At 57.2% G+C, this 11,813-nt stretch carries 10 protein-coding genes; 3 read left to right on the top strand and 7 right to left on the bottom strand.

The features are described from left to right. Window positions 1-36: 36 nt before the first annotated feature. Window positions 37-1,239 (bottom strand): nicotinate phosphoribosyltransferase, encoded by a 1,203-nt coding sequence (gene pncB, locus IAE48_RS07675; RefSeq protein ID WP_094420327.1) that lies wholly within the window; start codon window positions 1,237-1,239, stop codon window positions 37-39. A gap of 263 nt (window positions 1,240-1,502) precedes the next feature. Between pncB and pepN the strand changes: the two genes are divergently transcribed. Beyond that, window positions 1,503-4,115 (top strand): aminopeptidase N, encoded by a 2,613-nt coding sequence (pepN, locus tag IAE48_RS07670; RefSeq protein ID WP_200133978.1) that lies wholly within the window; start codon window positions 1,503-1,505, stop codon window positions 4,113-4,115. A gap of 312 nt (window positions 4,116-4,427) precedes the next feature. On the opposite strand, the gene ssuB is transcribed toward pepN, so the two are convergent. The 5 genes from ssuB to ssuE are packed head-to-tail and all read right to left on the bottom strand — an operon-like array spanning window position 4,428 to window position 8,678. Next, window positions 4,428-5,204, bottom strand: a complete 777-nt coding sequence (gene ssuB, locus IAE48_RS07665; RefSeq protein ID WP_200133977.1) for an aliphatic sulfonates ABC transporter ATP-binding protein — start codon at window positions 5,202-5,204, stop codon at window positions 4,428-4,430. Then, window positions 5,201-5,989: an aliphatic sulfonate ABC transporter permease SsuC gene (ssuC, locus tag IAE48_RS07660; RefSeq protein WP_042716665.1), complete on the bottom strand. Its 789-nt coding sequence runs from the start codon at window positions 5,987-5,989 to the stop codon at window positions 5,201-5,203. The genes ssuB and ssuC overlap by 4 nt, the downstream gene beginning before the upstream one ends. A 7-nt stretch (window positions 5,990-5,996) precedes the next feature. Further along, window positions 5,997-7,142, bottom strand: a complete 1,146-nt coding sequence (gene ssuD, locus IAE48_RS07655; protein WP_200133976.1) for an FMNH2-dependent alkanesulfonate monooxygenase — start codon at window positions 7,140-7,142, stop codon at window positions 5,997-5,999. After that, window positions 7,139-8,110, bottom strand: coding sequence for a sulfonate ABC transporter substrate-binding protein (locus tag IAE48_RS07650; RefSeq protein ID WP_042716669.1), 972 nt, complete (start codon window positions 8,108-8,110; stop codon window positions 7,139-7,141). Before IAE48_RS07650 ends, ssuD begins: the two co-directional genes overlap by 4 nt. Continuing rightward, window positions 8,103-8,678, bottom strand: a complete 576-nt coding sequence (gene ssuE, locus IAE48_RS07645; protein ID WP_094420323.1) for an NADPH-dependent FMN reductase — start codon at window positions 8,676-8,678, stop codon at window positions 8,103-8,105. Before ssuE ends, IAE48_RS07650 begins: the two co-directional genes overlap by 8 nt. 249 nt (window positions 8,679-8,927) lie before the next feature. Here ssuE and pyrD point away from each other — a divergent pair, with 249 nt between their 5' ends. Further along, a complete protein-coding gene (pyrD, locus tag IAE48_RS07640) occupies window positions 8,928-9,938 on the top strand; it encodes a quinone-dependent dihydroorotate dehydrogenase (protein WP_200133975.1) in 1,011 nt (336 codons plus the stop codon). A 167-nt stretch (window positions 9,939-10,105) separates the two neighbouring features. Next, window positions 10,106-10,648, top strand: a complete 543-nt coding sequence (gene zapC, locus IAE48_RS07635) for a cell division protein ZapC (RefSeq protein ID WP_094420322.1) — start codon at window positions 10,106-10,108, stop codon at window positions 10,646-10,648. On the opposite strand, the gene IAE48_RS07630 is transcribed toward zapC, so the two are convergent. Further along, complete coding sequence (locus IAE48_RS07630; protein WP_200133974.1) at window positions 10,645-11,754, bottom strand: YcbX family protein; 1,110 nt, start codon at window positions 11,752-11,754, stop codon at window positions 10,645-10,647. The two genes, zapC and IAE48_RS07630, sit on opposite strands and share 4 nt — an antisense overlap. Between the last annotated feature and the right edge of the window lie 59 nt (window positions 11,755-11,813).

Below are 11,813 nucleotides of genomic sequence, written 5' to 3'. Positions count from 1 at the left end.
GTCATGAAAAAAGGGAGCCGACTGGCTCCCTGATGATTAACTCGCCTTTCTCACCTGCGGCAGGTCGAAGGCCTCGCGTAGCGCGCGGACAAACGCTTTGTCATGGCAAATCGTTTTGCCGGGGCTATCGGATAATTTCGCCACCGGCTTACCGTTACACTCCACCAGCTTAATCACGATATTGAGCGGCTTAACGCCCGGAATATCGCAGGTGAGGCGCGTACCGATGCCGAAGCCAAGCTGGATACGCGAAGCGAAATGGCGGTAGAGATCCAGCGCCTTATTGAGATCGAGGTTATCGGAGAAGACCAGCGTTTTCGACAGCGGATCGATACCGAGCTTTTCATAATGGGCGATTGCTTTCTCGCCCCACTCAGCGGGATCGCCAGAATCATGGCGCAGCCCCTGATAGCGGGTCGCGAACTCCGGGCCGAAATCGCGCAGGAAGGCATCCATGGTGATGCAGTCCGTCAGGGCGATACCCAGTTTATCCGGGTACTCAGCAAGCCAGGCAGCCAGCGCGGCACGCTGGCTGGTCGCCAGATCGGGGCTAATCTGCTGATGCGCCTGGAACCACTCATGGGCCTGCGTACCCATCGGCGTCAGCGACAGTCGACGGGCGAGATCGTAATTGCTGGTACCAACGAACCACGGCTCCTGTTTAAGCCGCTCAACAATTGCTTGCTGGACGTCGGCAGAGAAGCGACGGCGGGTACCAAAGTCCATCAGCCGGAAACCGGACATATCCAGCGACGCGGTGCGCGCAGCGAAATCTGCCAGTTTACTCTCCAGATGCAGCAGGGCCTGCTGGACGCCCGCTTCAGGCGAGCGGCAGCGGTGCACCACTTCGCTAATCAGCGCCAGCAGCGGCACTTCCCACATAATCACCTCGCGCCACGGGCCGGAGAGGCGAATCGAGAGCTTGCCATTATCGTTGCTGATGGTGACCTGCTGCGGATCGTAACGGAAGTTACGCAGCCAGGCGAGGTAGTCGGGCTTGAAGAAGGGCAGGCCGGAGAGCCAGAGGAATTCGTCATCCTGCAAGCGCAGATGGCGCATCGCATCGACCTGCTCGCGGATCGCGTCGGCGTAAATGCCCAGCAGATCGTCGCCGCGACAGCGAAATTCCGCCGAGACATGCACATCATAGTAGTGATGGAACACCGCTTGCTGCATGTGCAGTTTGTAGGCATCGGTATCCAGCAGCGTTTGCAGACCAGAAAAAGCGAGTTGAGTCATGGCGCGCAGTAGCATCCTCTTACAGGAGCGTTTAGTAGATTAAACAAAGCAAGTAAGTCGCTGGAGTATACCTTGTTTACTCATTTAGTGAACCCCATCACACCATATCGTCGAAAAAGGGTCGATGGCTTTTCGTGCCCACTGTTATAAAAATGTAGCAGACAGAGCTTTTCCCTCTGAAAAGATAAACATTCTGCGTGGCGCGTTTGTAGCAACCGGAATAGACTGGAACCGTAACCAACAGAAGATGCTAAAGGTTTTTTATGACACAACAGCCACAAGCCAAATACCGCCACGACTACCGTGCGCCAGACTACCTGATTAGTGATATTGACTTGACCTTCGACCTTGACGCCGCGAAAACCGTCGTCACTGCGCTGAGCAACGTGTCACGCCAAAGCGCCTCTGCTGCGCCGCTGCGCCTGGATGGCGGCGATCTGACCTTAATCTCCCTGCATATTAATGACCAACCCTGGACGAACTATAAAGAAGAGGGCGGTCAGCTGGTGATCGACGGTCTGCCGGACCGTTTTACCTTACGCATCGTTAACGAGATCAGCCCGGCGGCGAATACCGCGCTCGAAGGGCTCTATCAATCCGGTGAAGCGCTCTGTACCCAGTGTGAAGCGGAAGGGTTCCGTCATATCACCTGGTATCTCGATCGCCCGGACGTGCTGGCGCGCTTTACCACCAAACTGATTGCCGATAAAACCCGCTACCCGTTCCTGCTCTCCAACGGTAACCGTGTCGATCAGGGCGAGCTGGACAATGGCCGTCACTGGGTGCAGTGGCAGGATCCATTCCCGAAGCCCTGCTACCTCTTTGCGCTGGTGGCCGGTGATTTTGACGTGCTGCGCGATACCTTTACTACCCGTTCCGGTCGTGAAGTGGCGCTGGAGCTCTATGTTGATCGCGGGAACCTCGATCGCGCGCCGTGGGCGATGACCTCGCTGAAAAACTCAATGAAGTGGGACGAGCAGCGTTTCGGTCTGGAGTACGATCTCGACATCTATATGATCGTCGCCGTCGACTTCTTCAATATGGGCGCGATGGAGAACAAAGGGTTGAACATCTTCAACTCCAAATATGTTCTCGCCCGCACCGATACCGCGACCGATAAAGATTATCTCGATATCGAGCGCGTGATTGGACATGAATATTTCCATAACTGGACCGGCAACCGCGTCACCTGCCGCGACTGGTTCCAGCTGAGCCTGAAAGAGGGGCTGACAGTGTTCCGCGATCAGGAGTTCAGCTCCGATCTCGGCTCCCGCGCCGTTAACCGCATCAATAATGTGCGCACCATGCGCGGCATGCAGTTCGCCGAAGACGCCAGCCCGATGGCGCACCCGATTCGCCCTGAAAAAGTTATTGAGATGAATAACTTCTACACCCTGACGGTGTACGAAAAAGGGGCGGAAGTGATCCGTATGCTGCACACCCTGCTGGGGGAGGAGAACTTCCAGAAAGGGATGCAGCTCTATTTCGAGCGCCATGACGGTAGCGCGGCGACCTGCGATGATTTTGTGCAGGCGATGGAAGATGCGTCCAATATCGACCTCTCCCATTTCCGCCGCTGGTATAGCCAGGCCGGCACGCCGATTGTCTCGGTGCAGGATGATTACAACCCGAACACTGAGCAGTACACACTGACCATTAGCCAGCGCACCCCGCCAACGGCTGAGCAGCAGGAGAAGCTGCCGCTGCATATTCCGTTCGATATCGAACTTTACGATAACGAAGGGAAGGTGATCCCGCTGCAGAAAGAGGGCCACCCGGTACACAACGTGCTGAACGTGACGCAGACGGAGCAAACCTTTGTGTTTGATAACGTCTACTTCCAGCCGGTTCCGTCGCTGCTGCGTGACTTCTCGGCACCGGTGAAGCTGGAGTATAAATGGAGCGATCAGCAGCTGACGTTCCTGATGCGCCATGCGAAGAACGACTTCGCGCGCTGGGATGCGGCGCAAAGCCTGCTGGCGACGCATATCAAACTGAACGTTGCGCGTCATCAGCAGGGGCTGGCGCTCTCGCTGCCGCTGCATGTTGCCGATGCGTTCCGTGCGATCCTGCTCGATGAGCAGATCGATCCGGCACTCGCCGCCGAGATCCTGACCCTGCCGTCGGTCAATGAGATTGCCGAGTTGTTCGACATCATCGATCCGGTGGCTATCGCTGCCGTCCGTGAAGCACTGACCCGCACGCTGGCCACCGAACTGGCTGACGAATTCCTCGCGGTCTACAACGCTCATAAACTCGACAGCTACCGCGTGGAGCATGAGGATATTGGCAAGCGCTCCCTGCGCAATACCTGCCTGCGTTATCTCGCCTTTGGCGATGCGCAACTGGCAGATAAACTGGTCAGCCAGCAGTATCACGAGGCGGATAATATGACCGATGCGCTGGCCGCGCTCGCGGCGGCGGTTGCCGCCCAGTTGCCTGGCCGCGATCTGCTGATGCAGGAGTATGATGACAAGTGGCATCAGGACGGTCTGGTGATGGATAAGTGGTTTATTCTGCAGGCCACCAGCCCGGCGGCGAATGCGCTGGAAACGGTGCGCGGCTTGCTGCAACACCGCTCTTTCACCCTCAGCAACCCGAACCGTATCCGCTCGTTGATTGGCGCGTTTGCCAGCAGCAACCCGGCGGCGTTCCATGCTGAAGATGGTAGCGGGTACCGCTTCCTGGTCGAAATGCTGACGGAGCTTAACAGCCGTAACCCGCAGGTTGCGTCGCGTCTGATTGAGCCGCTGATCCGCTTCAAGCGTTACGATGAAGGTCGTCAGGCGTTGATGCGTAAAGCGCTGGAACAGCTGAAAGCGTTGCCGAATCTCTCTGGCGATCTCTACGAGAAAGTCAGCAAAGCGCTGGCGTAATCGTGTGGAGCACCTTATCCGACCTGCGCGTGTTGTAGGCCGGATAAGGCGTCAGCCGCCATCCGGCAGCGATGCCCGATGGCGCTGCGCTTATCGGGCCTACGGAAAGCGTGCATGGGTTCGATTGTAGGCCGGATAAGGCGAAAGCCGCCATCCGGCAGCGATGCCCGATGGCGCTGCGCTTATCGGGCCTACGGAAAGCGTGCATGGGTTTAATTGTAGGCCGGATAAGGCGAAAGCCGCCATCCGGCAATAATGCCCGATGTCGCTGCGCTTATCGGGTCTACGGGCTGGTATTATTCGTTACTAACATCACGCGTGGCGGGTTCGGGGCACAACGCTGTTTTCAGACTCGCCGCGCTGCATCACGCGGTTCAACACCTGCTCTTCGAGCTCGGCCAGCCTGACCGATCCGAGGCGGCGCGGGCGCGGCAAATCGACACTCACATCGAGGCCAATTTTCCCCTCCTCAATCAGCAACACGCGGTCTGCCATCGCTACCGCTTCACTGACATCGTGCGTCACTAACACCACCGTAAATCCCTGCTCCTGCCACAACTGCGTGATCAGCGCCTGCATCTCCAGCCGGGTGAGGGCATCCAGCGCGCCTAACGGTTCATCAAGCAGCAGCAAACCCGGTTTATGCACCAGCGCACGTGCCAGCGCAACACGCTGTTTTTGTCCGCCGGAGAGCGCCGCTGGCCACTCTGCCGCGCGCTGCTCCAGCCCCACCGAGCGTAACGCGTTTTCTGCTGCCTCTCGCCAGCGGCCTTTCAGCCCGAGGCCGACATTATCAATTACCGATTTCCACGGCAGCAGACGTGAGTCCTGAAACATCATGCGCGTATCATGTTGAATGCTGGCAAGGGGCGTGGTGCCTGCCAGCAGCTCACCGCTGTTAGGCGTCTCCAGCCCCGCTAACAGACGCAGCAGCGTGCTTTTCCCGCCGCCGCTGCGGCCCACCACTGCGATAAACTGCCCGGCGGCAATATGCAGATCGAGCCCATTTAACACCGTGTTGGCGCCATAACGTTTGGTGACGCCATTTAACAGCAGCGGGATGCCTTGATTCAGTCGGGCAGTATTCATGCTGTTGCCTCCTTCGTATGGTATGCGGGGTGCCAGCGCAGCCACAGACGCTCCAGCGCCAGTGCGCTGATATCGGCCAGCTTGCCGAGCAGGGCGTAGAGAATGATGGCCACCACCACCACATCGGTTTGCAGAAACTCGCGCGCGTTCATCGCCAGATAACCGATACCGGCATTTGCCGAGATGGTTTCGGCGACAATCAGCGTCAGCCACATCAGGCCGAGCGCAAAGCGCACGCCAACCATAATCGACGGCAGGGCGCCGGGCAGGATCACATGGGCGAATAGCGCAAAGCCGGAGAGGCCATAGCTGCGCGCCATCTCCACCAGTCCGCGGTCGATATTACGGATCCCGTGCCAGGTGTTGATATAGATCGGAAACAGCGTCCCGAGCGCGACGAGAAAAATCTTCGCCGTCTCATCAATACCAAACCATAAGATCACCAGCGGGATCAGCGCCAGATGCGGCACGTTGCGCAGCATCTGAATCGAGGTATCCAGCAGGCGCTCTCCCCAGCGCGAGAGACCGCTAATCAGCCCAAGCGTCAGGCCAATGCTGCCGCCGATAGAAAAACCAATCGCCGCACGCCAGGCGCTGATCGCCAGATGCTGCCACAGCTCACCGCTGGCGCTCAGCGTCCAGAACGCTTCTACCACCCCTTCCGGCGACGGAAAGATACGGCTGGAGAGCCAGCCGAAGGTCGAGGCGAGTTGCCAGACCGCGACTATCAGCGCTGGCAACAGCCAGGGAGCCAGGCGCAATAACCACTTATTCTCTTTCGCCATCACAACCTCAGCTTTGCGCCACGTTACGCGGAATAAACTCGTTCGCCACCGTTTCACCCTGCGGCTGTAACGGCTGCGGCTGCGGGATCTCGGGGATAGCGACATCCAGATGCGGGAAGAGCAGTTCGCCGACGCGATACGCCTCCTCCAGATGCGGATAGCCTGAGAGAATAAAGCTATCGATACCGAGAGCGGCATATTCATTGATGCGCGCTGCAACCGTCGGGCCATCGCCCACTAACGCCGTGCCCGCGCCGCCACGCACCAGACCGACCCCGGCCCATAAGTTAGGGCTGATTTCGAGCTTATCGCGACGACCGTTGTGTAAGGCGGCCATACGCTGCTGACCAATCGAATCCTGACGGGCAAAGGCTGCCTGCGCTTTTTCAATCGTTGCATCATCAAGGTGTGAGATCAGGCGATCCGCTGCCTGCCACGCCTCGGCATTGGTTTCACGCACAATCACATGCAGACGGATACCGAAGCGCACTTTTCGCCCGTGGGCAGCGGCTTTTGCGCGCACCTGCTCAATCTTCTCTTTTACCTGCTCCGGCGGCTCGCCCCAGGTGAGATAGAGATCAACCTGCTCTGCCGCCAGATCCTGCGCCACGTCGGACGATCCGCCGAAGTAGAGGGGCGGGCGCGGCTGTTGTACAGGAGGGAAGAGCAGCTTCGCGCCGCGTACCTGTAAATGCTTACCGGTGAAATCGACGGTGTCGCCCTCCAGCAAACGACGCCAGATATGGGTAAATTCCGACGACACCTCATAGCGTTCGCTGTGATCGAGGAACACACCGTCGGCTGCCAGCTCCTGCGGATCGCTGCCGGTCACCAGGTTAAACAGCGCCCGTCCATTGGAGAGCCTGTCGAGCGTCGCCGCCTGCCGCGCGGCGACCGTCGGTGAAATCACGCTCGGGCGCAGGGCAACCAGAAACTTCAGGCGCTGGGTGACCGGAATCAACGAGGCGGCCACCAGCCACGCATCTTCACAGGATCGCCCGGTCGGGATGAGCACGCCGCTAAAGCCGAGCCTGTCGGTTGCCTGGGCGATCTGCTGCAAATAGCCATAATCAACCGGCCGCGCGGCGTGGTCGGTGCCAAGATAGTGACCATCACCGTGGGTCGGTAAAAACCAGAACAGATTCAGACTCATGATTTCGCTCCTTCTTGGGTCGGCTGCCAGATGCGGCTACGGATATCGACTTTTTTCGGTACCAGATGGTTTTCATAGAAAAGATCGGCGGTCTGCTGCTGCAGTGCGGCCGTGGCCTCGTTCACCGGGGTGATTTTGGTCGGCGGGCGATGATCGAAATAGGTGGCGATCACCGGCTGCGGCAGCCCCATGGTTTTGGCAAACAGAGCGATACTCTCGTCGCGCTGGCTAATCGTTAATGCATCCGCTGCGCTGAAGGTATCCAGTACGCCCTGAATAAAGGCACCGTTCTTCTCGGCATACGGGCGCGCGGCTAAGTAAAATGAACCGGTCTGCTTGAGGGTGGTGCCATCTTTCAACACCCGCACACCGCCTTGTAACAGGGCAGCAGAGTAGTAGGGATCCCAGATAGCCCACGCGTCGACATTGTGTTGCTGGAACGCGGCGCGGGCATCTGCCGGGCTGAGGAACACTGGCTGGATATCGCTGAATTTAAGTCCGGCCTGTTGCAGCGCCCGCAACAGCAAGTTATGGGAGCTGGAACCCTTCTGGAACGCGACTTTATGGCCCTTCAAATCCGCTACGCTTTTGATTGGGCTATCTTCAGCCACAAGGATCACTTCCGCTTTCGGTTTTGGCGGCTCGACGCCGACATAGACCAGATCTGCGCCCGCAGCCTGGGCGAAAATCGGCGGGATATCGCCGGTGCTGCCAAGATCGATACTGCCGACATTCAGCGCTTCAAGCATTTGCGGCCCGGCCGGGAACTCAATCCAGGAAATTTTGGTATGCGGATAGCGCTTCTCCAGCAGGCCATGGCTTTTCGCCAGCACCATGCTGACGCTTCCTTTCTGATAGCCAATGCGCAAAGCCTCCGGTGCCGGCTCGGCGGCCTGCGCCCAGGCGGAGAGGGTGAGCAGCCCGCCAAGCAGCAGCCCGGTGGCGGAAAATGAGAGGCGGTTAAACATGAGCAACTCCTTGCGGGGCGTGGAAATCCGGGGCTTTAATATCGCGGCGGTGCAGCGCCTGCCAGAAGGTCTCCAGCGCGCTATCCAGTCGGCCTTGCAGATTGGGCGTCAGGCTCGGTTTATGTTGATAATCGAGCACCTGGCTGTCATCAGCGAAGACGCCGTGGAGGATCTCCTGTGCCTTGAGGGCGCTCAGCACCGGTTTCAGGGCGTAATCCACCGCCAGCAGATGCGCTACCGTACCGCCCGTTGCCAGCGGCAAGACCACTTTGTCCGCCAGCGCGCGCTCAGGAAGCAGGTCGAGCAGGGTTTTTAGGGCTCCGGAATAGGCTGCTTTATAGACCGGGGTGGCGACAATCAGCCCCTCAGCGGTGCTGAGTTGCTCAATAAAGGTTTGCAGTGCCGGGCTGTCGAAGCGGGCATAAAGCAGGTCTTCAGGATCAAAATTGTGCAGATGCCAGTGGTTAACCTCAACGCCCTGCGCGGAAAGCCGATCGCGGGCATACTCCAGAAGCGCGCTGGAGCGCGAGGGAAAGCGGGGACTGCCGGCCAGGGTGACAACGCGCATGCTTACTCCTTATAACCAAATGTTTGCTTTTAGATAACATTGATAACAATTTCAGGCAGTGTGACAGAGGCGGTTTATTCCCCTAAATGATTTATTTGGGGAAAAGTTGCTGAAATTTGCATAAAGAGAGGGCCTGAGAGGAAAACGATTGCGCGGAATAGGCTTTTTTTGCCACAGGTCAATTCCCTTTCGCTGCGCTTTCACTGATAATACGCCCCCGGTTTGCACACCGGGAATCCAGGAGAGTTCATGTACTACCCCTTCGTTCGTAAAGCCCTTTTCCAGTTCGATCCAGAACGCGCTCATGAATTAACGTTCCAGCAGCTGCGCCGTATTACCGGCACGCCGCTCGAAGCGCTTGTCCGCCAGCGTGTACCGGCAAAACCGGTGCAGTGCATGGGACTGACCTTTAAAAATCCGCTCGGCCTGGCCGCTGGTCTGGATAAAAACGGTGAGTGCATTGATGCGCTGGGCGCGATGGGGTTTGGCTCAATTGAGATTGGCACCGTGACGCCGCGCCCGCAGCCGGGAAATGATAAGCCGAGGATCTTCCGCCTGGTGGAAGCTGAAGGGCTGATTAACCGCATGGGCTTTAACAACCTTGGCGTCGACAATCTGGTCGAGAATGTCAAAAAGGCGCATTTTGACGGCGTACTCGGTATTAATATTGGCAAAAATAAAGATACGCCGGTTGAACAGGGAAAAGATGACTACTTGATCTGCATGGAGAAAATTTACCCCTATGCCGGTTATATCGCCATCAATATCTCTTCACCAAACACTCCAGGTTTGCGCACCTTGCAATATGGCGAAGCGCTGGATGATTTACTCAGTGCCATTAAAATTAAGCAGAATGATCTGCAAGCTCGCCACCATAAATATGTTCCGGTGGCGGTGAAAATTGCGCCCGATCTTTCTGAAGAAGAGCTAATCCAGGTCGCTGACAGTTTAGTTCGCCACAATATTGATGGCGTTATTGCCACCAATACCACCCTCGACCGGGCATTGGTTCAGAGAATGAAGCACTGTGATGAAACCGGTGGTTTAAGTGGACGTCCCCTGCAATTAAAAAGTACGCAAATTATCCGACGTCTGTCACAAGAATTATCCGGGCGTTTACCGATTATTGGCGTCGGCGGAATCGACTCGGTGATTGCCGCACGCGAGAAGATGGAAGCGGGCGCTTCGCTGGTGCAAATTTATTCTGGTTTTATTTTTAAAGGCCCACCGCTGGTAAAAGAGATCGTCACCCACCTCTGATCTTTTTCCCCTCCTGCGTAACCAGGGCTTTATTTCCGGCCCTGGTTGTTTTATATTCCGTCACTGTTGCTAATTTAAACATTTCAGTCTTCAATTATTAAGTTAATAAGCGAGGCGGCACAACGGATGAAAAAACAACAGGATGTTTAGGGGGAAAGGGGGAAACAATGCGAATTAAACCTGACGATAATTGGCGCTGGTATTTTGATGATGAGCACGATCGTATGATGCTCGATTTAGCCAATGGTATGTTATTTCGCTCCCGATTCGCCCGTAAAATGCTGACGCCTGATGCCTTTTCCCCGTCTGGTTTTTGTGTTGATGACGCTGCGCTTTATTTCTCCTTCGATGAAAAATGCCGCGATTTAGAATTATCTAATGAGCAACGCGCCGAGCTGGTGCTCAATGCGCTGGTGGCAATCCGCTTTCTTAAACCGCAAATGCCGAAAAGCTGGCACTTTTTGAGCCACAACTCCCCGTGGACGCCCGCCACTGGCGACGGTGCCTGCGTCTGGTTAAGCGATACGCAAGAGTGCGTGAATTTGCTGGTGGTAGAGCCAGGAGAGAACGCGACGCTCTGCCTGCTGGCGCAGCCCGGCGTGGTGATTGCCGGGCGCACGATGCAGCTGGGCGATGCGATAAAAATTATGAACGATCGCCTGAAGCCGCAGCTTAATGCCGCGAGCCTCGCTTTCGAACAGGCGGTTTAAGACTCCAGCCGCAGCGACGTTTTCGGTACGCAGCTGCAACTGAGGATAGTGCCATCCTCACCCAGCGCTGACTGTTTCAGCGCACTCACTTCCCCTTCGACTAAACGTATCCGGCAGCAGCCGCAGATGCCTGCGCGACATGAGTAGGGCACGCGGATCCCCTGGTTTTCCAACTGCTCCAGCAGCACCTGCTGGTTATTACCGCGAAAGGTCTGCCCCTGCCACTCAATATCCACCGTGCCTGCGGGCTGCGCCTCCGGTTCAAGTGATTCAACGACCGCACCCGCGCCGTAAACCTTCGCCGGGCCGGTAGTCAACACCGCAACCTCATCGCCGGTGCGAATGACGCCGCTGTTGCGGGCAATTAAATTCTGACCGAAGTCGACGTCGCCATTATCCTGCGCCGTGCGGAATTTTTGCAGCGTGGCGAGCGGCTCACCGGCAGGGTGTTTCTGGCCGCGCTCGGGGCTGACGGTGGTAAAGATGCAGCGGCTGCACGGTTTAACCACGTCAAACACCACGTCGCCAATGCGCACCACTTTCCAGCTATCCTCTTCCCACGCCTGCGCGCCGGTCACCACCAGATTGGGTCGAAACTGCTCCATCTGCACGCTGGCCGGGCACCGTTGTTGCAGATCGCGCAGCGAGGCTTCATTGGTTAACAGATAGGGAAAGCCATCGGCAAAGGAGAGGGGAACCTCTTCGTGGCGCTTAACGCGGCGGGTCGGCTTTGTGCCCACCCAGCGTAGCTGCACCTCGCGGTCGAAAAATCCGCTCAGCCACTGGTTGATGGCCGCAGGGGCAATCAGCGCCGTAAAGTGGTTGCCCCACACCTCGGTAGGTGCGGCGTCAGGGGCAAAATCGGCAAAGCGGATCACCGCACTACTGCCATCGGGCGCGGTCAGATGCAGGCCATCCGTTAAAGGCGAGGGCAGAAAACGCACCATCTGCGGAAACTGACGCGCGGTAATAAAGGTGCCATCAGGTTGCGTGACCATAAAAACCCGGTCAAACGCGAGGCCGCTGGCATCGGCGAGGGCATGCGTCAGGCCAATACCGCGCATGGATTTCACCGGATGGATATAAAGACGTGAAAGGGTAGGCACGTCTTCCTCCCTGTTAGACGAAAATAAGCCCTCAACTTTATGACATGAGGGCGAGATTA

Source organism: Kosakonia sp. S57 (genome assembly GCF_016516575.1).
Lineage (GTDB): Bacteria > Pseudomonadota > Gammaproteobacteria > Enterobacterales > Enterobacteriaceae > Kosakonia > Kosakonia cowanii.
This window is presented reverse-complemented; position numbering and strand designations above follow the sequence as displayed.